Origin of the sequence: Microbacterium sp. BR1 (genome assembly GCF_002812725.1) — a bacterium.
Classification (GTDB): domain Bacteria; phylum Actinomycetota; class Actinomycetes; order Actinomycetales; family Microbacteriaceae; genus Microbacterium.
Genome location: NZ_NMUN01000004.1, coordinates 530,453 through 553,095 on the forward strand (window position 1 = coordinate 530,453; position 22,643 = coordinate 553,095).

Consider the following 22,643-nt stretch of genomic DNA (forward strand, 5'->3'; position numbering starts at 1 on the left):
TCACGCCCGCGTCGGTCGTGGCCACGCGTTGCTACGGCTTGGGTTCGGGGCTTCCGCCCGATGCGGGCGGCGGCGGGGTGAGGCCCGTGGCCGCCGGCGGATAAGGAGCCGCGCTCTGATCCGCCTTGGCGGAATCCGAGGCCGCATCTTCTTCCTTCATGGCCTTCATCTCACCGCGGAACACGCGGGCCGACTGGCCCATGCTGCGCGCCAGAGCGGGGAGTTTGGCGGCGCCGAAGAGAAGCAGGATCACTGCAAGAAGGATGAGGAAGTGCCACCCCTGAAGGTTGCCTAGCATGTGCTCTCTCCGTCGTATCGCCAGAACGTGCGCAGATTTCAGTCTACCCCCGGCACGCTGGGGCAGCCCTGAAGGCGCGGCGTCCTACGTGTATTGCGCGAGACCCGCGCGTGCCCACTCCACCGCGGCGATGCGCGCCTCGTCCGGGGCGACGATCTCGACTTCGCCCCCGCGACGGGCAGCCAGGCGCTTGAGCTGCGTCGGGTCCGCGACGCGGAGCACCGCACGCGATCGGGCTCCCTCGGACGTCACGACCGCATGATCCAGGAACTGCCCGAGCAGGGGCGCCACGTGCGACGTGAAGCGGATGGTCGCCTCGAGCGGTCCGTCCGCGCCGCTGAAGATGCTGGCCTCGGGATCATCGTGGACACCGGCCGGGACATCGGTGACCACGACATCGCTGATCCGATCGAGATGGAACGTCCGCATGTCGCGGCGCATGTGGCACCAGCCGCGCAGGTACCACTGGTCGTCCTTGACCAAGATCTTGACGGGGTCGACGGTGCGCGTGGTGGGCGAGGCATCCGGCTTCTGATGCGTGAACGACACGGCCATGCCGCGGTCGAGCGCGTCCATCACCGCGGAACGCACCTCGTCACCCGGGTTCGCGGTGACGGTCAACTCGGCCGGTGCGGCGCTCGCACCGCGCGACAGCTTCGCGATGAGCCCCGGCACGACACCCTGAGCGGCGACGCCGGGAGCGGCGCCCGCGAGCTGCAGCCCGGCGAGCAACGCCGCGGCCTCGCGAGCCGTCAGCCGCGGGGCGCGCTCGAAGGCGACGGTGTTGAGCAGTTGCAGCTCGTCGTGCTCGTCGAGCAGGTCCCAGTCGATGTCGAAGAGGTCGTTGTGCATGCCGTCGGGCAGGCCGATGACGACGAGCCCCTCGGCCAACCGTCGCAGCACGTCGGGTGCCACGTCGAGCTCGCGTGCGGCCTCGGCGACCGAAACGGGCCCGCGTTCGACCAGGTACGGCACGAGGTTCATGACGATCGCGACACGGTCGATCGCGAGCAGCGGCTTCTCAGGCGTCATGCGCTCACCCCATGCGCCTCGAGCGTTCGCCGCAGCCGAGCGATGACCTCGGCCCGCAGGGCGGGCGGACCCTCGACCAGGACCTCGGGACCATACGAGGCGAGTTCGTCGGCCAGAACGTGGATATCGACGAACCGCACGCGCAGCACTCCCCCGTCACGTGTTCCCCGCCGCCGCAACCGCACGGCGGCCTCGGTCGCATCCTGAACGCGGAGCTCAGCGACGTTCTGCGCGGAGACGTCCTCGAGACCGAGACGGGCTCGCTCCCCCGCGCCCACACGCACCGCCGGGTCGAAAACGTCCTTCGTCACGATCACGTCTCCGACGATCCGCGACAGCAGAAAGGTCCGTGTCTGGCCCAGGTCGCGATCGATTCCGTGCACGTGCCAGCGACCCTCGAACTCGATCAGTGCGTGCGGTTCGACCGTGCGCAGGCGGGGCACGTCGTCTCCCGGCTTGACGTACGTGAAGCGCACGACCCGCGCCTGATCGTTCGCCTGGCGCAGCGGCGCAAAGGCGGGATCCCGGGCGGAAACGCGCGGGGCGAACCCGATGATCGGTTCGTCGACCTCGATCCCCAGAGCCCGGATCTTGCGCAGTGCGGCGCTCGCATCCGCCGACATCGAGCTCTCGCCCCATACCGCGGCCGCGACGTTCAGGACGGCGACCTCGGCGGGCGTGAAAGTGATGTCCTCCGGAAGCAGGTATTCGGCCTTCGGGATCAGATAGCGCGCCTCCCGCAGATCATCGGGATCCGCGTAATCGCCGACGGTGTGGATTGGTACGCCCAGGTCTCGGAGAGCGTCCTTGTCGCGCTCGAACATCTTCTCGAGGGCGTCCGAGCTGCGACCCTCGGCGCGTGCCTCGCGGTAGCCCGAGACGGACGACAGGATCTGCTCCTTCGTCAAACCGTACCGATGCGCCATGAGCGCGACGGTCAGGCTGAGCAGTCGCTCCTCGGGCGCAATCTTCTCCGGCACGGACCCATCCTAGGCGCGGACACGGATCCCCAGACGGGGCGCGAAATCACTCCGGCAGTTCGTCGAGCCCGAGAATGTCGACCACGAATACGAGCGTGGAGTTCGCGGGGATCGCGCCGTTCGCCGTGTCGCCATAGCCGAGTTCGGGCGGAACGACGATGAGGATCTGTGACCCGACCGTCTGGCCGCGCAGGCCATCGCCGAAGCCCGTGACCACGTTGTCGAGCGAGAACGACACGGGAGCCTTGCCCCACGACGAGTCGAACTCGGACTTGTCGTCCCACAGCACGCCCGTATACGCAACACGGACCGGAACGTCGCCGGTGACCTCGGCGCCGCCGCCCTTCTTGAGCGCCGCGACCTTGAGTTCGGTGGGGGGCGCACTGTCGGGGACGATGATGCCGGGTCGACCGTCGGGCGCCCGCACGACACTCGGCAGGCCGTTGTCCGTCACGAACTGGTCGGCGCCGTCGGCCTTCGCGAGGTAGACCTTCTGCAGATCGACCGAGAGGATCGCCGTCGCGTCCTTCGTGAGGCCCAGGCCATCGGCGGCCTCGGCGGGGAGGGAGCCGCTCGGCAGCAGCGTCAGCACGCGACTGCCTTCGCGCGCGCACTCGAGAGACTCCTCGAGCCCCGGGAAGGTCTTCGTCCACTCGGACAGCAGTCGTGCCTGCTTGACGTCGCCGTCGAACAGGGTCCCGCCCAGGCGCTCCCCCGTCGTTCCGTCGAACAGCACGATGTCGGCGAGCACGAGTTGGTCGGACGCCGTGAGGGCGAGGCCCTCGCCCTCGATGGCGTCGGTCCAGACCGTCTCGTCGGCGTGCACGGGCGTGTACGCATCGAGTTCGGGCTCGGAACCGAACGCCCCCGTCACGCTGGCGGGCAGTTCGGTCTCGGGTGAGACCGGCCGCACGCAGGAGGCATCCGCGGATCCCGACGAGGAGCATCCGACGAGTCCGACGCCGACGAGGCCGACCGCGATCGCGGCAACGAGGAATTTACGCACGGGCATCAGTCTATGGTCGGCGCTTCGGCACGATTGTCGGGGGCACCGTCGGCAGCGGCATCCGGAAGGTCGTCTTCTCCGCCGTCGCCGATACGTCGGGCGTCGGCGGCGCGCTGGGCCTCGCGCACGCGCTTGCGCAGGTTCTTGTCGGTGATCTCACGATCGCCGACGGCCCCCGGCGTCCACAGTTCGACGTCTTCATCGCCGTAGCTCGACTTCGACGCGCGACGCTTCTGCTCGGGAGCGACCGCGCCCGGCGCGAGTCGGCGAGCCGAGATCAGGAAGCCCGTGTGCGCGACCATCCGGTGGTCGGGCCGCACCGCAAGGCCCTCGACGTGCCATCCGCGCACCATGGTCTCGGATGACTCGGGTTCCGTGAACAGCCCCGTTCCGCGCACGAACTCGGCCACGCGCGAGAGCTGTGTCGCCGTCGCGACGTAACAGATCACCACACCGCCGGGTCGAAGAGCCTCCGCGACGACATCGATGCACTCCCACGGCGCGAGCATGTCGAGCACCACGCGGTCGACGGTCGCGGACTCGGCCGCGGCCGGCAGCTCATCCGCCAGGTCGCCGACGACGACCTGCCAGGTCGGAGGCTCCTCACCGAGGAAGGTCTGGACATTCGCCCGGGCGACCTCGGCGAAGTCGGCGCGGCGCTCGAACGACGTCAGCCGACCGGCCGGGCCGATCGCACGCAACAGCCAGAGCGACAGGGCGCCCGATCCGACGCCCGCCTCGACGACCGTCGCACCGGGAAACACATCCGCCTGGGCGAGGATCTGCGCGGCATCCTTGGGGTACACGATCGCCGCGCCGCGCGGCATCGACATGACGAAATCGCGCAGCAGTGGACGGAGCGCCAGGTACTCGTGACCGGCGCTGTTCTCCACGACCGAGCCATCCGGCAAACCGATGAGCGCTTCGTGGCGGAGCACCCCATGGTGCGTGTGCAACTCGCCGCCGACCCGCAGGGTGATGGTGTGCAGGCGACCCTTGGGGCCCGTCAGCTGCACGCGGTCGCCCGCGCCGAAAGGTCCGGATGTCCGCGGACCCTCGTATTCTTCCGTGCCGCTCATGCGACGTGCCCGGCGTGCAGACCGCGTTCGGCATGCATCCGCGCGATGTCCACGACGTCCACCCCGGCCAGAGTCTCGATGATGACCGAGGTGCCCGTTCCCGCGAGCGAGACGAGGTTCGGAACACCGATGACCGTGCACCCGGCGGCCACCGCCGACCGCACCCCGTTCGGGGAGTCCTCGATCGCGACCGTGTCTCGGATGTCTACGCCGAGCAATTCGGCCGCCTGGAGATAGGGGTCGGGGAAGGGCTTGGGCCGCTCGACATCGTCGCCCGCGACGATCAGGTCGAATGCCTCGAACTCGAGCAGATCGACGATCGATGCCGCCATCCGGTGCATCGACATCGTCACGAGCGCCGTCGGGATGCCTGCCTCACGCAGCGCCATCAGCAGCTCGCGGGCCCCCGGCCGGAACGGCACCCCGCCGCTCGCCAGGGAGGCGAGCACATCGTCGGTCAGCCGATCGATGATCTCGGGAACGCTCATCCGCACACCCGCGGCCTGGAAGATGCGGGCCGAATCTTCGAGCCCGAGCCCCACGAGCTGGAGTGCCTGTTCGTGCGACCAGGTTCCCCCGAAGCTCTCGACGAGCGGCGTCTCGGCCGCCATCCAGTGGGGTTCGGTGTCAACGAGTGTTCCGTCCATGTCCCAGAGGACTGCACGCGGATGGGGATGAGTCACCCGCCCCATGCTACCGAGGGCATCCCGCCGAACCTGGACCGCGCCCGAGCGCGAACGCCTATCCTGGAGAGATTCCGCGCGGCGACATCCGTCCTCGCACGGACCGCACGCCGAGGAGGCGCGGTGGGAGGAGGCGCGGTGGAAGGTCTCGGACGCAGAGTGCTCGTCGTCGCATTCGATGGTTGGAACGACGCGGGCGAGGCGGCCTCGGCTGCCCTCGGGGTACTGCGTGGAGCGGGAGAGTTCGAACCTGTCCACTCGGTCGATCCGGAGCTCTACTTCGATTACCAGTACACGCGCCCGCAGGTCGCGATGGATGCCGAGGGACGCCGCTCGCTGCGCTGGCCCGAGGCGACGCTCCTGCGCCCCGCGCAGCGAACGCGAGGCACGCAGCTGTGGCTGCTCACGGGCGTCGAACCGGCGCGAGCGTGGCAGGCCTTCGCCGCAGAGCTGGTGGACGTCGCCCTCCGCGAGGACATCACCGGCATCGTCGGTCTCGGATCGATGATGTCCGACGTGCCCCATACGCGACCCATCTCCGTCTTCGCCGGCACCGAGAACGAGCGTGTCCGCGAGAGCCTCGGCCTCGAGCGCAGCACCTACGAAGGTCCGGTCGGCATCCTGTCCGTCCTCTCCGCGGCCGCGGAAGAGGCGGGGATCCCCGCCGTGGGTCTGTGGGCGAGCGTGCCGCACTACGTCGCGGGGCACACGCCCTCGCCCAAGGCGACGCTCGCGCTGCTGGACAAACTCGAGGATGTCGCGGGCGCGCCCATCGAGCGTGGCGACCTGCCGACCCAGGCAGCCACATGGGAGGCATCGATCGACGCCGCGGCCGCCGACGATGAAGAGATGACCGAGTACATCCGCCAGCTGGAGCGCACGCGCGACACGTGGGACTCACCCGAGGCGTCCGGTGACGCGATCGCCCAGGAGTTCGAGCGCTACCTGCGGCGCGGCGGCGACGGGCCGTCGAAGCCCGGTCGCGACGACCCGCGCCGCTGAGACCCCGGTCAACTGCGCGAGATCCCACAGCCCACGGCGCGACCGACGGCCACGGCACGCCCGACAGCCACGATCGCTCGGGCCCGACAGGACGGCAACGGATACCGTTGACCCGTGGGACACATAGAGCTGCGCGATCTTCGGGACGACGACCTCGACGCCGTCTTCGAGATGATGCGCGACCCGCAGGCGGTCGAGATGGCGGCCTTCACAGCCGCGGACCCCGACGATCGCGCCGGCTTCGACGCGTGGATCGCCCGGCTGCGCGCGTACCCCGACGCCCTCGCCTGGGTCGTGACCGAGGACGGCGCCTTCGCGGGTACCGCCGGCCTGTTCACGACCGACGGTGACCGCGAGGTCACCTATTGGATCGCCCGGGATGCCTGGGGTCGCGGCGTCGCCACCGAGACGCTCGGCATCCTCGTCTCACGCGAACCCGAGCGGCCGCTGTTCGCCCGTGTCGCGTCGCACAATGCGGCATCCCGTGCGGTGCTCGCGCGAGCGGGATTCACCGAACTCTCCCGCAACGCGGAGTTCGCTCCGGGCGTCGGTCGCGAGGTCGAAGAGATCGTCCTGGTCCTCATGCCCACGCTGGATTAGCGCGGGTCCGGGGTCAGTACGGCTGCAGAACGCCGATCGAGAGCAGAACGATCAGCGTGCCGCCGAGCAGCAGACGGTAGATCACGAACGGCAGGAAGCTGCCGCGCTTGAGGTATTGCATGAGGAACGCGATGACCGCGAGTCCCACGATGAACGCGACGATCGTTGCCGCGACCGTGTCGATGAGGCCGTACGGACCGCTCGGCCCCTCGAAGCTCTGCACGAGCTCGTAGAGTCCGGACCCGAACACGGCGGGTACGGCGAGCAGGAAGGCGTACTCGGCTGCCGCGGGTCGGGTGTAGCCGAGCGCGAGGCCCAGCGTCGTCGTCGCACCCGAGCGCGACACGCCCGGGATGAGCGCGAGCGCCTGCGCGAACCCGAGCGCGAGACCGTGCGGGTACGTGAGGTCCTTCAGCTCCCGCGTGCGGCGACCCCAGTAATCCGCGGCACCGAGCAGCAGACCGAACACGATCAGCACGATCGCGACGAGCCAGAGGTTGCGGAAGGTGCCGCGGATGGTGTCCTGAAACAGGTAGCCGAGGACCGCGATCGGCACGGAGCCGATGATGATGAGCCAACCCATCCGCACGTCCGGATCGTTGCGCGGCACCTTGCCCGCGAGCGACTGCGCCCAGCGCGAGATGATCCGCACGATCGTCCCCCAGAAATACACCAACACGGCCGCTTCGGTACCGATCTGCGTGATCGCGGTGAAAGTCGCACCGGGGTCGGTCGCCGACGGCAGGAACTCGCCGAGGATGCGCAGGTGCGCGCTCGACGAGATGGGCAGGAACTCAGTGAGTCCCTGCACGACGCCGAGGATGAGGGCTTCGATGAATTGCATGGGCAGCTTCCGGTGCGGGTTCGTGACGGGGGGATGAGGATGGCCCCTGACCGAGGCATCCGTAGGTCAGTATCGGCGAAGCAGATCGGTGAGCACGCGCTGCCCGAACTCGAGGGACTCGATCGGGACGCGCTCGTCGATGCCATGGAACATGCCGGTGAAGTCGAGATCGGCAGGGAGCCGCAGCGGCGCGAAACCGAACCCGGCGATGCCCAGAGCCGCGAGGGCCTTGTTGTCGGTGCCGCCACCCATCAGGTACGGGATGACGGGGACGCCCGGATCGTGCTCGCCGAGGACCGCGACCATCTCATCGACCAGGGCTCCCGCAAAGGGAACCTCGAGGCCGATGTCCGCGTGCACGATCTCGATTTCGACGTCGTCGCCGATGATGCGACGGATGTCCGCCAGTGCCGCTTCCTCGGTGCCCGGGAGAACCCGCACGTCGATCAGAGCCTCGGCGTGATCGGGAATCACGTTGTGCTTGTATCCGGCGGTGAGTCCGGTCGGGTTCGTCGTCGTCCGGAATGTCGACCGGAGGAACCCCTCGGCGGGTCCAGCGTGCGCGGCGAGGGCATCGGGGTCGGCCGTGTCACCCCCGGTGAGTGCCGCGAGGCCGTCGAGCAACTGCCGCGTCGTCGCCGTGAGCCGGACGGGCCATCGTGTGCGGCCGAGGGCGGCGACGGCCTCGGCCAGACGCGTGACGGCGTTGTCGGGATGCAGACGCGAACCGTGCCCGGCACGGCCTCGGGCGATCAGCCGGATCCAGATCAGGGCCTTCTCCCCGACCTGCAGCAGATAGGCCCGGCGGTCGTCGACCGAGATCGAATATCCCCCGACCTCGCTGATCGCCTCGGTCGCACCCGCGAACCACTCCGGGCGCTGGGCGACGACGAGCTGTGAGCCCTCGACCCCGCCGTTCTCCTCGTCGGCGAAGAACGTCACGATCACATCGCGCTCGGGCTGTTCCCCCGCGCGCAGCAACTCGGCGACCGAGGTCAGGATCATGGCATCCATGTCCTTCATGTCGACCGCTCCCCTGCCCCAGAGCATGCCCTCGCGCACCTCGCCGGCGAACGGATCGACGCTCCACCCCTCTTGCGGGGCGGGTACGACATCGAGGTGACCGTGCAGAATCAGGGCGGTTTTCGACGAATCCCGGCCGACGATGCGCGCGTGGACATTGGTGCGCCGCGCGATCGGCTCGAAGTAGTCGACCACCAACCCCAGGGATTCGAGGTAGGCGCCGACGTACTCGGCGGCCTCGCGCTCGCCGTTCGCCTTGCCGCCGCCCCAGTTGGACGTGTCGAAGCGGATCAGATCGCGCGCGATCCGCGCGACCTCGGGCAATTCGCGCCCCGAGACCGGCGACGATGAGGATGCGTCAGCTCCGGGCATGCCGACCAGGCTACCGGGGTCCAGGTGGACGGCCGAGTCGTGATAGTCTCGATCCTCGGTTGCGAAAGCAATTCACCCATGCGCGGGTGGCGGAATAGGTAGACGCGCTAGCTTGAGGTGCTAGTGCCCTTTAACGGGCGTGGGGGTTCAAGTCCCCCCTCGCGCACAGCGGTAGAGAAGGCCCCGGATCTGGGATTTCAGATCCGGGGCCTTCTTGGTTGTCGGCCGATGCGCGACGCGCACCACCCGTGCGTCGCCTAAAATCGGAGCATCGTGACATCTGAAGAGAACACCGGCCGGGCCGACCATCGCGTGGTCGAAGAAGCGAAGCGGCGACGGACGATCGCGATCATCTCCCACCCCGACGCCGGCAAGTCGACTCTGACGGAGTCCCTGTTGCTCAACGCGCACGCCGTTTCCGAGGCGGGCGCCGTGCACGGCAAGTCCACCCGACGCTCGACCGTCTCGGACTGGATGGAGATGGAGAAGGCGCGCGGAATCTCGATCAGCTCCGCCGCCATTCAGTTCACCGTCGATGACACCGTCGTGACCGTCGTCGACACCCCCGGGCACGCCGACTTCTCGGAGGACACCTACCGCGTTCTCTCGGCCGTCGACACGGCCGTCATGTTGATCGATGCGTCGAAGGGCATGGAGGCCCAGACGCTCCGGCTCTTCGAGGTCTGCGCGAACCGCGGCATCCCGATCATCGTGATGATCAACAAGTGGGACCGCCCCGGCCGCGATCCGCTCGATCTGCTCGACGAACTGCAGCGCGTCACGTCGCGCCAGCCGATGCCCCTCAACTGGCCCGTGGGCGAGGCGGGACGCTTCCTCGGGCTGCGGGACGTCACCTCCGGCGAGCTCATGACGTTCGATCACGTCGACGGTAACGCGCACCTTCCCCAGACCCGGCTCCACCCTGCGACGGATGCTGCGGGCCTGCTCGGCGACGACTGGCGGACCGCGGTCGAAGAGGCCCAGCTCGTCGAACTCGACGGCGGGGACTTCCGCGCCGGGGCATTCGAGGATCTCACCGGCATGCCCGTGTTCTTCGGTGCGGCCGTCCGCAACGTCGGTGTCGAGCAGCTGCTGCGATTCGTCTGCCGTGCCGCGCCCTGGGCAACCCCGCGCGTCAGCGTGAACGGGATGCCTCGGCCCGTCGACGCGCCCTTCTCGGCACAGATCTTCAAGGTCCAGGCCAATATGGACCCCGCCCACCGCGATCGCGTCGCCTTCATGCGCATCTGTTCGGGCGTGTTCACGCGAGGGATGTCCGTCGTGCACGCGCAGACGGGGCGCCCGTTCGCAACGAAGTACGCCCTGCAGATGTTCGGGCGGGAACGCGACACGGTCGACACGGCCTGGCCGGGTGACATCGTCGGACTCGTCAACGCGACGCACCTCCGCCCCGGAGACACGCTCTACTCCGAGGACAAGGTGGAGTTCGAGGGCATCCCCTCCTTCACCCCGGAGTTGTTCGCCCTCGCGTCGCCGGTCGACGTCAGTACCGCGAAGAAGTTCCGCAAGGGAATCACCGCGCTCTCCGAGGAGGGTGTCGTGCAGCTGCTCGACTCGGAGAAGCGAGGACCCCAGAACCCCGTGCTCGGCGCGGTGGGTGCCATGCAGTTCGAGGTGCTGTCGGGTCGGATGGCATCGGAGTTCGGCGTCGAGATCCGCCTGACCGATCTGCCGTATACCGTCGCCCGGCTCGTCGACACCGACACCGCTGCCGCGCTCGCATCCCGCCGCGACTGCGAGATCGTGATGCGCAAGGCGCAGCGTCTCGCCCTCTTCCGCACGGAGTGGCAGCTGCGCTCGCTCGAGAAGGAAGTCCCGGGGCTCGCGCTCGACGCGGAACGCGTCGTCGTCGGCCGATAGGGCTTCAGCCCATCGAGACGCCGAACGCGAGACCGAGCACGTAGGTGACGGCCGCCGCGCCGAATCCGATCAGCAGCTGCCGGAGCGCGCGCCGGAGCGGCGGTCCGCCCGAGAGGAGGCCCACCATGGCGCCCGTCGCCAGCAGCGCGATCCCGACGAGAGCCAGGGCCAGCACGACCGCGGCCACGTCCGACAGACCGAAGATCCACGGGAGCACCGGGATGATCGCTCCCGAGGCGAAGAACAGGAAGCTCGAGCCCGCGGCGGCCCACGCACCGCCCACGACCTCGTGCTCCCCCGCGGCCTCGCGCGGCACCGAGAACGGCGTGGACCGGTCCGCGGCACGCGCGGCCTCGACCGTCTTGCGGGCACGTTCGAGCGCCGCGCCGATCGGCATGCCCCGCGTGCGGTACACGAGCGCGAGCTCGTTCGCGTCGAGATCGAGGTCCGGCAGCACGTCATCGGCGTAGCCGTTGGGCTCGGTCGCGGCGAGGAGCTCGCGCTGCGACCGGACGGAGACGAACTCCCCCGCCCCCATCGAGAGCGCACCGGCCAGCAGGCCGGCGATCCCGCTGAAGAGGACGAACTGGGGCGCGACGCCCGTGGCCCCGATCCCCATGACCAGGGCGAGGTTGCTGACCAGACCGTCGTTGGCGCCGAAGACGGCGGCGCGGAACGTACCCGAGAGTCGCCGACGTCCCCGGGCTGCGAGCCCGCGCACGACCTCGTGGTGGATCTTCTCGTCGGCGCGCATCGCGGCCGTCGCCGAGACCTCGCTGTCGTAGGGCGAGCGGCCCTCGGCGTTCTGCGCCAACGCCAGCACGAAGATCGAGCCGAAGCGCCGGGCCATCCACCCGAGCACGCGCGTCTCGAGGTCGGCCTTCGGAAGCCGGGCGGGCTCGCCGCCGAGCAGCGTCAGCCAGTGAGCCTCGTGCCGCCCCTCGGCCTCCGCCAGCGCCAGCAGGATAGCGCGCTCTTCGCCCTCGCGACGCGCGGCGAGGTGTCGGTAGACGCTCGCTTCCGCCCGTTCGTTGACGAGGTAGCGGATCCATCGTCGGCGATCGGTGGCGGTCGGGGTGGGCGCGGGCGCGCTCATAGGGCCTCCAGGGCGACGGGGACGATGGAGCGGATGCGGCGGGGACCCGTCAACGCTATCCACAGGGGCGAGCGGTGAGCCTCAGATCGTCGGTATTGCCAGCATTTCGGGCCTCCGAAGCAGGTTCCCGAGACGACTCTCGAGCTGGCCCGAACCGCTCACGAGTGAACGCGCCGACGCAGCACTTCGATGCGCGCCTGCAACTGGGCCACCGTCGCGTGCGAGACGGCGGGACCACCGCAGATGCGGCGCAACTCCGCGTGCACGAGTCCGTGCGGCTCGCCCGCCTGACGGGCGTACAGCCCGACCAGGCTGTTCAGCAGTTGGCGCTGCTCGCGGAGCGTTCTGTGCAAGGCCGGCGGCGGCGCATCCGCTCCGGGCTGTTCGCGCGAGGTCGCCTCTGCGGCCTCGCGCACGCTCCTGTGCTTGCCCTGGCGGGTCTGCCGCTGCATCAGCAGTTCGTGCACGTGCTCTGGCTCGAGCAGGCCCGGAAGGCCCAGGAACTCTTCTTCTTCGGGCGTCCCCGGTACCGCGAGCTGACCGAATTCGCGTCCGTCGAACATGACCCGATCGAAGTGCGCCAGCGACCCGAGCGCCTGGTAGGTGAACTCCTGAGTCAGGGCGTCGGAGGCGGACTCTTCGCGTTCGGCCGCATCCATGGCGTCTTCATCGAGCGTCCACTCGTCGTCGGCATCGCTGTCGCGGTCGAGCGCGTGGTCGCGTTCGCGCTCGAGTTCGCCCGCCAGCGCGATGAGCTGCGGCACATTCGGCAGGAAGATGCTTGCTGTCTCGCCGCGACGCCGGGCCCGCACGAAGCGCCCGATCGCCTGCGCGAAGAAGAGCGGGGTCGAAGCCGACGTGGCGTATACGCCGACCGCGAGGCGCGGCACGTCGACACCCTCCGACACCATGCGCACCGCCACCAGCCACCGCGAGGTCGAGCTGGCGTACTGCTCGATGCGTGAGGATGCCTCGGCTTCGTCCGACAGCACGACGGTCGGAGTCTCGCCGGTCAGTCCCTCGAGGATCGCCGCGTAGGCCCGGGCCGCGGTCTGGTCGGTCGCGATGACCAGGCCCCCGGCATCCGGAATCTGCTCGCGGACCTCGGTCAGGCGCCGGTCCGCCGACCGCAGCACAGCGGGGATCCAGTCGCCGTTGGGGTCGAGTGCGGTCCGCCACGCCTGGGCCGTGATGTCCTTCGTGTTGTCTTGCCCGAGATACGCCTCCATCTCGTCGCCCGCGCGCGTGCGCCACCGCATCTTGCCGGCGTAGACGAGGAACATGACGGGACGCACCACGCCGTCCTCGAGAGCACGGCGGTAGCCGTAGTTGTAGTCGGTGCGCGAGAGCCTGATGCCCTTCTCGTTCGGCGCGTACTCCACGAACGGGATCGGGGCCGTGTCGCTGCGGAACGGCGTGCCCGAGAGCAGCAGCCGACGCGTGGCTCGTCCGTACGCCTCGCGCAGGGCGTCGCCCCAGCTCAGCGCATCGCCGCCGTGGTGCACCTCATCGAGGATCACGAGTGTGCGGGCATCCATGATCAGGCGTTCATGGACGGATGCCTTGACCGCCACCTGCGCGTAGGTCACCGCGACCCCGTGGTACTGGCGCGAGGGCATCGCGTGGCGATTGCTGAAGTTCGGATCGAGCCGCAGCGAGACGCGGGCCGCGGCATCCGCCCACTGCGTCTTCAGGTGCTCGGTGGGCGCCACCACGACGATCCGTGCGATGACCCGGCGCCGCAGCAACTCGGTCGCGAGGCGGAGCGCGAAGGTCGTCTTGCCTGCGCCCGGAGTTGCGGCGGCGAGGAAGTCACGCGGACCGTTGCCGACGCCGTCGGGCCCGTCGAGCGCGAAGTAGATGTCGAGGGCCTCGGCCTGCCACGCACGCAGCGCCTGGGCCGTTCCCCACGGAGCCCGCTGCGGGTACGCGGGCGACAGGTGTTCGGCGGCGAAACTGCCGACGTGCGCGCCGGACTGCTCCTCGCTCACCTGCACACCCCTCCCGCGTCGGCATCCGCTCGCCCGAACGCACGACTGACCACGATAGACGACCCCGCGGACACCCGCCCTCCACGGCTTGCGCGTGGACAGGCGGGTGGTGTCAGGACCGCGCGGTATGGTCGGGAACGGCCGACAAGCGAGGAGGTTCGATGCCCGATCACGAGAGCACATCCGAGAACGCAACCGACGCAGCGGGTCAGCCGACGCATCCGTGGAGGCGATTCGTCGCGATCGGCGACTCGTTCACCGAGGGTGTCGGCGACCCCGAACCGCGGCTCGAGGGGGGCTACCGCGGATGGGCTGATCGCGTCGCCGAGGTGCTCGGATCGCAGGTCCCCGACTTCGCGTACGCCAACCTGGCCGTGCGCGGACGCCTGATAGCCCCGATCGTCGCCGAACAGGTCGAACCCGCCCTCGCCCTCAAGCCGGACCTGATCACGTTCTGCGCGGGCGGCAACGACATCATCCGCCCGGGGGCCGACCCGGACGCGGTTGCCGCACAGTTCGAGGACGCTGTCGCGCGTCTGTCGCAGAGCGGCGCGACGATCGTCATCTTCACGGGGATCGATGTGCGTTGGCAACCGGTGTTCCGCACCATGCGCGGCAAGATCGCGATCTACAACGAGAATCTGCGCGCGATCGCCGACAGGTACGACTGCGTGGTCGCCGATCAGTGGGGATTGAAGGAGATCCAGGACGCGCGGTTCTTCGACGCGGATCGCTTGCACCTCAATCCCCTGGGGCACCACGAGGTCGCACGCATGGTGCTGCGGACGCTCAACGTGCCGAACGACCTCGTGCACATGCAGCCCGACCCGCTGCCGACGACGACGTGGCGGACGGCTCGCGTCGGCGACCTGGTGTGGGCGCGGACGCACCTGGTTCCCTGGGTTCTGCGGCGCCTGCGACACCAGTCCTCGGGCGACAACATCAGCGCGAAACGCCCCCAACCGCTGCCGATGACGGTTCTCGCGCCGGGGCAGGATCCAGACGCCCAGCCGAGGCAGACCGTCTAACCCGTCGAGGATTCGGTCGGAGCCGCCGTCGAGGCCGTCAGGAGCGGATGCGCAGGGCCCAGAACGCGACCGCGCTCGCGGCCGCGACGTTGAGCGAATCGATGCCCCCGGCCATGGGGATCGTCACGATCGAATCGGCCGCCGCGATCGCCTGACGCGAGAGACCATCGCCCTCCGCGCCGAGCACGACGGCCACACGATCGGGCGGATCGGCGGCGAAGTCATCGAGCGAGACGGCGTCGTCCGCCAGAGCGAGCGCAGCGATGTGGAACCCGGCCTCGTGCAGCAGCTCGGCCCCCTCGCGCCAGGCCGGCAGGCGGGTCCAGGGCACCTGGAACACGGTCCCCATGCTGACCCGGATGCTTCGTCGGTAGAGCGGATCGGCGCATCGCGGCGAGACGAGCACGGCATCCGCTGCCATACCCGCCGCCGCCCGGAATACGGCCCCGACGTTCGTGTGGTCGACCAGGTCCTCGAGCACGACGACACGGCGGGCCTGCGCGAGGAGCTCGCGCACCGGTGGGGTGACGGGCCGATGCATCGAGGCGAGCAGACCGCGGTGGACGGCATAGCCCGTGACCGCCTCGGCCAGCTCGGCATCGACGACGTAGACAGGCGTCGCCAGAGACTCCGCACCGAGCTCGTCACGCAGCAGGCGCTCGACCTCATCGAGCCACTTCTCCTGGGTCAGCACCGAGCGGGGTCGATGCCCGGCGGCGAGGGCGCGCGCCAGAACCTTCGCGGATTCCGCCAGGTACAGCCCACCCGCGGGCTCGAGCACCCTGCGCAGAGCGACGTCGGTCAGATCGCGGTAGTCCGCCAGGCGCGGGTCCGAAGCATCCGTCACGCGCTCGACTGTCACGATCCCAACCTACCGACCGTGTGGACCCTGTCCTGCTCAAGCTCTGCCCTCGATATGATGGATTCATCATGCCACTATCCCCCGCACAGCGCCCGCTCTACGAGGTCAAGGCCGGGCTCTTCAAGGGCCTGTCGCACCCGCTCCGGATTCGGATGCTCGAGCTCCTCGCCGACGGCGGCGAACACACCGTCGCGTATCTGCAGACGAGCACGGGCCTCGAGGCATCCCACCTCTCGCAACACCTGTCGGTCCTGCGCCGCCACCGCCTGGTGACGTCCGAACGCCGGGGAAGCAATGTCTACTACCGCCTCGCGGACCCCGAGGTCGCCGAACTCCTGGCCGTTGCCCGCCGGCTCCTGGCGACGCTGGTCGCCGAGGACGGCGCGCGTGCGGACGATGTCGCCGACCTGCCCGCGTTCGGCGCGTCCGCATGAGACGAGCGTTGCGAGCCATCCGCTCCCTGCTGCCCACGCGCGATGACTACCGAGGTGTGCGGACCAGTTGGCGGCGTGACCTGCTCGCGGGGGTCACGGTCGGCATCGTCGCCCTGCCGCTCGCTCTCGGGTTCGGGATCTCGTCGGGTGCGGGCGCCGCGGCGGGACTCATCACGGCAATCGTCGCCGGCGTCGTCGCGGCGGTCTTCGGCGGCTCGAACGTCCAGGTGTCGGGACCGACCGGCGCGATGGTGGTCGTCCTCGCGCCGATCGTCGCCGCACACGGCATCGGCGCCGTCGCCGTCGTCAGCCTCATGGCGGGCCTCATCGTCGTCGTCGCCGGTATCTCGCGGCTCGGGCGCGCCGTCTCGTTCATCCCATGGCCGGTCATCGAGGGCTTCACGCTCGGCATCGCCGTCATCATCTTCGTGCAGCAGGTACCCGCGTTGACCGGACCCGCGACGCACGGTGGATCGCACACGAACGTCATCCTCGCGGCGTTCGACTCCCTCGCCTCAGCGGATCTGGGTTACCTGGTCTGGGCGCTGGGAGCCGTCGTCATCGTCGCCGCCTGCATGCTCGTCCTCCCCCGGCTGCATCCGGCGATCCCCGGATCGCTCGTGGGTGTCTTCGTCGTGACGCTCCTCACCCTCGTCGTGGCGGATCCGCTCGCCGTGATCGGCGTGCTCCCCGCATCCCTTCCGGCACCGAGCCTGCCGAGCCTCGACCCCGGCGTCTTGTCGAGCCTGCTGCTGCCCGCGCTCACGGTCGCCGCACTCGCCGCGATCGAGTCGCTGCTCTCGGCGCGCGTCGCGGCCTCGCTCGCAGACACCGGCCCGTACGACCCCGACCGCGAACTCGTCGGACAGGGTCTGGCGTCGATCGGATCGGGACTCTTCGGCGGGATGCCCGCTACCGGCGCCATCGCCCGTACCGCCGTCAATGTTCGGGCAGGGGCACGCTCGCGACTCGCCGCGGTGACCCACGCGCTCGTGCTACTGCTCGTCGTGGTCGCGGTCGCCGGTCCCGTCGGAGCCATCCCGTTGGCCGCTCTCTCGGGTGTGTTGATGGTCACGGCGATCCGGATGATCCATCTGGCGACCGCGCGTTCGATCCTGCGTTCGACGCGCGCGGATGCGATCGCGTACATCGTCACCGCGGTCGTGACGGTCTCGGTCGATCTGATCGTGGCCGTCGTGATCGGAATGATCGTCGCCGCGATCTTCGCCCTCCGCGGGTTGTCGCGGGCGACGGGGGTCAGTCGGGAACCCATCGCCGGAGAGCCGCAACCGGGTGATGAGCGCATCGCCGTCATCCGCCTCGACGGTCCGCTCTTCTTCGCGGCCGCCGACCGGGTGCTGGCAGAGGTCACGTCCCTCGACGATGTCTCGGTGGTGGTGCTGCGGATGTCGCAGCTGGAGCTCGTCGACGCGACCGGCGCCCACGTGCTCGGCGAGATCGTGCAGCAGCTCGAGCGCCGCGGCGTCACCGTGCTGATCAAGGGCGTCCGCGAAGGGCATGTCGAACTGTTCCGCACCGTCGGCGTGCTGGGGTCGCTCCGCCACCAGAATCACCTGTTCGTCGACCTTCCCTCGGCGATCGCCCATGCGCGCAGCCACGTGCTCCGCGAGTCCTGAGGCCCCACACCGCCGGGGAGCGGTCACGTCGCGCACGTCAGTAGGCTGGACGGATGCCGCGGGCGCCAGCCGCGCGTGCGGCACCCATCGCCCACGACCCACGGGAGTAACGCTGTGCCTGGAGAGAACCTCACCCGCATCGAGGCGCAGGAGCGCCGCGCCGTCGTCGAAACGCACGAGTACGAGGTGACGCTCGACCTCACGCGCGGAGCCGAGGTCTTCGGCTCCCGCACGGTCGTCCGATTCACGGGCACGGAGGGCGCCGGCACGTTCATCGACCTGATCGCGCGGGACGTCCGCGAGATCACCCTGAACGGCCGCTCGATCGACCCGACCACGGCCTTCGCCGACTCGCGCATCGCACTGACGGGTCTCGAGCGCGACAACGAGCTCGTGATCGACGCCGACTGCCTGTACACGAACACGGGTGAGGGCCTGCACCGATTCGTCGACCCGGTCGACGGCGAGGTCTATCTCTACTCGCAGTTCGAGGTCCCCGACTCGCGCCGCATGTACGCGGTGTTCGAGCAGCCCGACCTCAAGGCCACGTTCCGGTTCACGGTCACGGCGCCCGAGCCGTGGGCCGTCGTCTCGAACTCCCCCACCCCCGAACCGAAGCGGCACGGCGACGGCACGGCCACGTGGTCGTTCGAGCCGACCCCTCGCATCTCGTCGTACATCACGGCCCTCATCGCCGGCCCCTACGAGTCGACGTTCTCGCAGCTGACGAGCGCCTCGGGCCGGGTCATCCCGCTCGGGATCTACGGCCGCAAGAGCCTCTGGCAGCACCTCGACACCGACTACGTCTTCGAGAAGACGCGCCAGGGCTTCGCCTACTACGAGGAGAAGTTCGACTTCCCCTACCCGTTCGCCAAGTACGACCAGCTCTTCGTGCCCGAGTTCAACGCCGGCGCCATGGAGAACGCGGGGGCCGTCACCTTCACCGAGACGTACGTCTTCCGCAGCAAGGTGACGGATGCGGTCAAGGAGCGCCGCGTCGTCACGATCCTGCACGAGCTCGCCCACATGTGGTTCGGCGACCTCGTGACGATGAAGTGGTGGAACGACCTGTGGCTCAACGAGTCGTTCGCGGAGTGGGCGTCGACCATCGCCACGGCCGAGGCCACCGAGTGGACCGAGGCATGGACGACCTTCAACGCCATGGAGAAGACCTGGGCGTACCGCCAGGACCAGCTGCCCTCGACGCACCCCGTCGTCGCCGAGATCCGCGACCTCGACGACGTGCAGGTCAACTTCGACGGCATCACCTACGCCAAGGGCGGGTCCGTCCTCAAGCAGCTCGCCGCCTGGGTCGGCATCGAGAAGTTCTTCGCGGGCGTCGCGGCGTACTTCGACAAGCACCAGTGGGGCAACACCGAGGTCGGCGACCTGCTCGTCGAGCTCGAGAAGACCAGTGGTCGCGAGCTCGGATCGTGGGCCAAGCTGTGGCTCGAGACATCCGGTGTCAACACGCTCACCCCGGTGATCGAGGAGGACGCGGACGGCACCATCACGCGCTTCGCGATCGCGCAGACCGCCGCGGCCGACTACCCGACGATTCGCCCGCACCGCCTCGGCGTCGGCTTCTACGCGCTCGAGAACGGCGCGCTGAAGCGGGTGCACAAGGTCGAGCTCGACGTCGACGGCGAACTCACGGAGGTTCCTGAGCTCGCCGGGCTCGCGCGTCCCGACCTCGTTCTCTTGAACGACGACGACCTGGCGTACGCCAAGATCCGCCTCGACGAGCGTTCGCTGGGCACCGCGATCGCCCATCTGCGCGACATCGCCGATCCCCTCGCCCGCTCGCTCGTGTGGGGCGCGGCGTGGGATCAGACGCGGGATGCCGAGGCCTCCGCGACCGACTACGTCGACCTCGTCCTGCTCAACATCGGATCCGAGACCGAGTCGACGACCGTGCGCACGACGCTCGCCCAGTTGCAGCTCGCCGCGAACTCGTACGTCGCACCGTCGAAGCGGAAGGCGACCCGCGAGCGGGTTGCGGACGGTCTGTGGGCGCTCGCAGGTCAGGCCGAGCCCGGCAGCGACAGCCAGCTGCAGTTCGTGACGGCATTCGCCACCGCGGCCTCGACGGCGACGCAGTGGGAGCAGGTGCGCCGTCTGCGGGACGGCGAGACCGTGCTCGAGGGACTCGAGATCGACACGGACCTGTCGTGGCAGCTGCTGATCTCGCTCGCGGCCGGAGGTTTCGCCACGGCGCGTCACATCGAGGACGCTCTCGCCCAAGACAACACGTCGAAGGGGGGCGAGTTGGCCGCGCAGGCCAAGGCCGCCCTGCCGAACGCCGAGGCGAAGCTCGCGGCCTGGGACTCGCTCGTCGTGCGCTCGGACCAGCCGAACACGATCGTGCGTTCGACGGCGCTCGGTTTCACGCATCCGGCCGGCGTCGAGCTTCTCGAAGAGTTCGTGAAGCCGTACTTCGAGATGCTGCTGCCCATCTGGAACGCCCGCAGCTACCAGATCGCGCAGTACCTGATTACGGGTCTGTACCCCGCACCGCTGGCGAACGCCGCGCTGCGCGATGCGACCGTCGCCTGGCTCGACACGAATGCGGATGCCCCGGCGGCGCTGCGGCGTCTGGTGCAGGAGAACCTCGCCGGAGTCGAGCGCGCCATCGCGGTGCAGGAGCGCGACGCGGCCTGAGGTCGCCCACTCACGCAACTGACGCAACTGACGCAACTGATGCACGTCACGCGAGTCACGCACGTCACCGGGCGTCAACACGCGACTCGGGGCGTCGAAGCACCGTTGGGGCGTGGGATCCCACGCCCCAACGGGATTTCGACGCCCCAGGGACGTACTTCTCGCGCCCCAAGTTCGTCCTTCAAGCGCTTCGGGTGTGGAGTTCTCGCGCCCCGGGTGTGGAGTTCTGGCGCCCCCAGGTTGAGGCCGTGCGGTACCGAGGTACCACTCGGCAGCTCGGAAGAACCCTCGCCCGGCTGACGCGCCGCGGGAGGGTTCTTTCGTAGCGTGGAGCACATGATCGTTGCAGAGAATCTCAGCAAAGACTTCGGGGCCAAGCACGCCGTCTCGGATGTCAGCTTCACCGTCCAGCCCGGAAAGGTCACCGGATTCCTGGGGCCGAACGGCGCCGGCAAGTCCACCACGATGCGCATGATCGTCGGGCTCGACCGCCCCACGCATGGTCGCGTCACCGTCAACGGGCACGCCTACACGGGCATGCACTCGCCGCTCACCGAGGTCGGCGTGCTGCTCGATGCGAAGGCCGTGCACACGGGCCGGAGCGCCAAGAACCACCTGCGTGCCATGGCGGCCACCCACGGTATCCCCCGCTCGCGCGTCGACGAGGTGATCGAGATCACCGGTCTCGCGTCCGTCGCCAAGAAGCGCGCCGGAGGGTTCTCGCTCGGCATGGGGCAGCGCCTCGGTATCGCCGCGGCACTGCTCGGCAACCCGCACACGCTGATCCTCGACGAGCCGGTGAACGGCCTCGACCCCGAGGGTGTCCTGTGGGTACGGCGCTTCGTGCGCCACGCCGCGTCCGAGGGGCGGACCGTCCTGCTCTCGAGCCACCTGATGAGTGAGATGGCCGTCACGGCCGACCACATCATCGTGCTCGGTCGCGGCAAGGTGCTGGCAGATGCTCCCGTCGCCGACCTCGTCGCACAGTGGACCCAGCACTCCGTTCGCGTGCGCAGCCCCCACGCCACCGCACTCGCCGAGGCGCTCGCCGCTGACGGCGTGACCATCACGACCTCCGAGCCCGGGCTGCTCGACATCGTCGGCGTCACGGCATCGACGGTCGGCGATCTCGCGGCCGCCCGCGGGTTCGCGCTGCACGAGCTGACCCCCGCTTCCGGCACGCTCGAAGACGCATACCTGCGCCTGACGGGTGACTCCGTCGAATACAAGACCGTCGGGTACGACGCATCCGAGAGCACGAGCAAGGACTTCGCATGAGCACGCTGACCAACACCACCCCGTCCGTGAAGACCCCGGCGGCGGCCGATCCCCACCTCCACCTCAGCTTCGTGCGACTCGTGCGTTCCGAGTGGATCAAGTTCACGACTGTGCGTTCCACCTGGTGGTCCATCGCACTCGTCATCGTCCTCTCGGTCGGGCTGAGCCTGCTGATGGCCGCGTCGTTCGCGAGCTTCGCGACCGACAACGCCGAGGCCAGGATGCCACAGGGCAATGCCATCGCCGTCCAGGTGATCGTCTTCAGCACGGTTCTGACGCAGCTGCTCGCCGTGATCCTCGGCGCCATCACCGTCACGAGCGAATACTCGACCGGGATGATCCGCTCGACCCTGACGGCTGCGCCCGGGCGCGACGGCGCGATCCTCGCCAAGGCTCTCGTCGTCGGCGTGACGATGTTCGTCACGAGCGTCGTCGTGTTCGCCATCACGGCCATCGTGACGGGACCGATCCTGACCACCAATGCGCTCGACCTGAGCCAGCCCGACACCTCGCTGATGCCGCTGCTGGGCGCCGCGTTGTACCTGAGCCTGGTCGCGATGATGGGTGTCGGGATCGGATTCGTCATCCGCAACGGCCCCGGCGCGCTCGCCGTCGGCATCGGACTGATCTTCGTCGCTCCGCTGCTGGTGAGCTTCTTCCCCCGGGTCGACAACTTCGCCTGGATCCACGACTTGGCGAGCTACCTCCCCTCGAACGCAGGCCAGTCGCTGTTCCTGACGGGTGGCATGTCGGGCACCGCGCTCGAGACGATTCCCGCGCTGATCACGATCGTGGCGTGGGCGGTTGCCGCGCTCGTCGGCGGAATCGCCGTCCTGAAAATGCGCGACGCGTAGAG

Annotated in this window: 20 protein-coding genes and 1 tRNA gene; 10 read left to right on the plus strand and 11 right to left on the minus strand. The window is 69.1% G+C overall.

Annotation, left to right across the window (positions count from 1 at the left end):
- Positions 1-31: 31 nt before the first annotated feature.
- The 6 genes from tatA to CGU35_RS06695 all read right to left on the minus strand — a co-directional run bounded on the left by tatA (position 32) and on the right by CGU35_RS06695 (position 5,078).
- A complete protein-coding gene (gene tatA / locus CGU35_RS06670) occupies positions 32-298 on the minus strand; it encodes a Sec-independent protein translocase subunit TatA (protein ID WP_100810780.1) in 267 nt (88 codons plus the stop codon).
- 84 nt (positions 299-382) lie between these two features.
- Positions 383-1,330: a helix-turn-helix transcriptional regulator gene (locus tag CGU35_RS06675; RefSeq protein ID WP_100810781.1), complete on the minus strand. Its 948-nt coding sequence runs from the start codon at positions 1,328-1,330 to the stop codon at positions 383-385.
- Entirely contained in the window at positions 1,327-2,310 is a 984-nt protein-coding gene (locus CGU35_RS06680) for a helix-turn-helix transcriptional regulator (RefSeq protein ID WP_232711176.1), read from the minus strand. Before CGU35_RS06680 ends, CGU35_RS06675 begins: the two co-directional genes overlap by 4 nt.
- 46 nt (positions 2,311-2,356) lie before the next feature.
- Positions 2,357-3,316 (minus strand): FKBP-type peptidyl-prolyl cis-trans isomerase, encoded by a 960-nt coding sequence (locus CGU35_RS06685; RefSeq protein ID WP_232711177.1) that lies wholly within the window; start codon positions 3,314-3,316, stop codon positions 2,357-2,359.
- A 5-nt stretch (positions 3,317-3,321) separates the two neighbouring features.
- Positions 3,322-4,395: a tRNA (adenine-N1)-methyltransferase gene (locus tag CGU35_RS06690; RefSeq protein WP_100810783.1), complete on the minus strand. Its 1,074-nt coding sequence runs from the start codon at positions 4,393-4,395 to the stop codon at positions 3,322-3,324.
- The gene (locus CGU35_RS06695; RefSeq protein WP_332870752.1) at positions 4,392-5,078 is read right to left on the minus strand and encodes an HAD family hydrolase; all 687 of its coding nucleotides are present in this window, start codon (positions 5,076-5,078) and stop codon (positions 4,392-4,394) included. Before CGU35_RS06695 ends, CGU35_RS06690 begins: the two co-directional genes overlap by 4 nt.
- 138 nt (positions 5,079-5,216) lie before the next feature.
- Here CGU35_RS06695 and CGU35_RS06700 point away from each other — a divergent pair, with 138 nt between their 5' ends.
- Both CGU35_RS06700 and CGU35_RS06705 read left to right on the plus strand, forming a co-directional pair.
- Positions 5,217-6,080: a PAC2 family protein gene (locus tag CGU35_RS06700; protein ID WP_100810785.1), complete on the plus strand. Its 864-nt coding sequence runs from the start codon at positions 5,217-5,219 to the stop codon at positions 6,078-6,080.
- A gap of 114 nt (positions 6,081-6,194) precedes the next feature.
- Complete coding sequence (locus CGU35_RS06705) at positions 6,195-6,680, plus strand: GNAT family N-acetyltransferase (protein ID WP_100810786.1); 486 nt, start codon at positions 6,195-6,197, stop codon at positions 6,678-6,680.
- A gap of 13 nt (positions 6,681-6,693) precedes the next feature.
- Here CGU35_RS06705 and CGU35_RS06710 read toward each other — a convergent pair whose 3' ends face one another.
- Complete coding sequence (locus tag CGU35_RS06710; RefSeq protein ID WP_100810787.1) at positions 6,694-7,524, minus strand: undecaprenyl-diphosphate phosphatase; 831 nt, start codon at positions 7,522-7,524, stop codon at positions 6,694-6,696.
- Between the two features lie 66 nt (positions 7,525-7,590).
- Positions 7,591-8,919, minus strand: coding sequence for a M20/M25/M40 family metallo-hydrolase (locus CGU35_RS06715; protein ID WP_100810788.1), 1,329 nt, complete (start codon positions 8,917-8,919; stop codon positions 7,591-7,593).
- 80 nt (positions 8,920-8,999) lie between these two features.
- Here CGU35_RS06715 and CGU35_RS06720 point away from each other — a divergent pair.
- Positions 9,000-9,085 (plus strand) — tRNA-Leu (locus CGU35_RS06720).
- Between the two features lie 107 nt (positions 9,086-9,192).
- Complete coding sequence (locus tag CGU35_RS06725; protein WP_181003375.1) at positions 9,193-10,800, plus strand: peptide chain release factor 3; 1,608 nt, start codon at positions 9,193-9,195, stop codon at positions 10,798-10,800.
- 4 nt (positions 10,801-10,804) lie between these two features.
- Here CGU35_RS06725 and CGU35_RS06730 read toward each other — a convergent pair whose 3' ends face one another.
- Both CGU35_RS06730 and CGU35_RS06735 read right to left on the minus strand, forming a co-directional pair.
- A complete protein-coding gene (locus tag CGU35_RS06730) occupies positions 10,805-11,896 on the minus strand; it encodes a VIT1/CCC1 transporter family protein (protein WP_100810790.1) in 1,092 nt (363 codons plus the stop codon).
- 158 nt (positions 11,897-12,054) lie between these two features.
- Positions 12,055-13,887 carry a DEAD/DEAH box helicase gene (locus tag CGU35_RS06735; RefSeq protein ID WP_374935763.1) on the minus strand — a complete coding sequence of 611 codons (1,833 nt, stop codon included), beginning with the start codon at positions 13,885-13,887 and terminating at the stop codon, positions 12,055-12,057.
- 161 nt (positions 13,888-14,048) lie between these two features.
- Here CGU35_RS06735 and CGU35_RS06740 point away from each other — a divergent pair, with 161 nt between their 5' ends.
- Positions 14,049-14,915 carry an SGNH/GDSL hydrolase family protein gene (locus tag CGU35_RS06740; protein ID WP_100810792.1) on the plus strand — a complete coding sequence of 289 codons (867 nt, stop codon included), beginning with the start codon at positions 14,049-14,051 and terminating at the stop codon, positions 14,913-14,915.
- 37 nt (positions 14,916-14,952) lie between these two features.
- Here the strand turns inward: CGU35_RS06740 and CGU35_RS06745 are convergent, their stop codons facing one another.
- Positions 14,953-15,777 (minus strand): TrmH family RNA methyltransferase, encoded by an 825-nt coding sequence (locus CGU35_RS06745; RefSeq protein ID WP_100810793.1) that lies wholly within the window; start codon positions 15,775-15,777, stop codon positions 14,953-14,955.
- A gap of 68 nt (positions 15,778-15,845) precedes the next feature.
- Between CGU35_RS06745 and CGU35_RS06750 the strand changes: the two genes are divergently transcribed.
- The 5 genes from CGU35_RS06750 (at position 15,846) to CGU35_RS06770 (ending at position 22,641) form a co-directional block, all read left to right on the plus strand.
- Positions 15,846-16,211: an ArsR/SmtB family transcription factor gene (locus CGU35_RS06750; RefSeq protein WP_100811328.1), complete on the plus strand. Its 366-nt coding sequence runs from the start codon at positions 15,846-15,848 to the stop codon at positions 16,209-16,211.
- Positions 16,208-17,848 carry a SulP family inorganic anion transporter gene (locus tag CGU35_RS06755; RefSeq protein WP_100810794.1) on the plus strand — a complete coding sequence of 547 codons (1,641 nt, stop codon included), beginning with the start codon at positions 16,208-16,210 and terminating at the stop codon, positions 17,846-17,848. Before CGU35_RS06750 ends, CGU35_RS06755 begins: the two co-directional genes overlap by 4 nt.
- 114 nt (positions 17,849-17,962) lie before the next feature.
- On the plus strand, positions 17,963-20,509 hold the full coding sequence (gene pepN, locus CGU35_RS06760) for an aminopeptidase N (protein ID WP_100810795.1): 2,547 nt from the start codon (positions 17,963-17,965) through the stop codon (positions 20,507-20,509).
- 336 nt (positions 20,510-20,845) lie between these two features.
- Positions 20,846-21,787, plus strand: coding sequence for an ABC transporter ATP-binding protein (locus tag CGU35_RS06765; protein WP_100810796.1), 942 nt, complete (start codon positions 20,846-20,848; stop codon positions 21,785-21,787).
- Positions 21,784-22,641, plus strand: a complete 858-nt coding sequence (locus CGU35_RS06770) for an ABC transporter permease (RefSeq protein ID WP_146048016.1) — start codon at positions 21,784-21,786, stop codon at positions 22,639-22,641. The genes CGU35_RS06765 and CGU35_RS06770 overlap by 4 nt, the downstream gene beginning before the upstream one ends.
- Positions 22,642-22,643 lie beyond the last annotated feature (2 nt).